The sequence below is a fragment of the Agrobacterium sp. MCAB5 genome (assembly GCF_052114365.1).
GTDB classification, from domain to species: domain Bacteria; phylum Pseudomonadota; class Alphaproteobacteria; order Rhizobiales; family Rhizobiaceae; genus Agrobacterium; species Agrobacterium tumefaciens.
Map to the genome: position 1 here is coordinate 1 of NZ_JBFREP010000150.1, position 587 is coordinate 587.

The 587-nt window shown below is 55.5% G+C and carries 1 pseudogene; it reads left to right on the forward strand.

Features of this window, described 5'->3' with window-relative positions:
• Nucleotides 1-181 precede the first annotated feature (181 nt).
• Nucleotides 182-445: pseudogene (locus AB4Z23_RS27905) on the forward strand (site-specific integrase); the annotation flags it as partial.
• Between the last annotated feature and the right edge of the window lie 142 nt (nucleotides 446-587).

Consider the following 587-nt stretch of genomic DNA (forward strand, 5'->3'; position numbering starts at 1 on the left):
CGCAATACCCTTTACCCATGCATATCAAACTATACTGACGCCGCGCGTGCAAGGCGCTCAATTATAAATCGCCTATGATTTTTGATTGCAGTTAATGCGTGTGATTGCTGCGCCGGGATAATCCTTGGCCCCCTCTCCGGGGCATCCTACGCATGATCGACAATGAATGTTGGAGATCACCATGGCGACAATCAGAAAACTCAGAGGACGTTGGCAAGCGCAGGTGCGCCGTCGCGGCTTGAAGCCCCGGTGCAAATCTTTCGACACGAAGCTCGAAGCTGAAAAGTGGGCGCGCGACCTCGAAGCACAGGTCGACAGGTTCGGTGCGGCCCCTGACACGAAAATCCTTGAAAGCACTACGCTCGGACAGCTTCTCGAACGATACCAGCGCGAAGTTTCGCCTTTGAAGCGCGGCTCCGTGGTCGAATGCACCGCACTCGAAATGCGGCTTACCTGCAAGGGCATCGTGGGTTATCCCGCCCTCGCCTTCGATTAAGGCATCTGCTTCTTTTGAACCGGACAGGCGCGCGGCAAGGCTTATCAACACCGGCTTCCAGAGTGCGGGAATGTCGCAAATTGAGCGATCG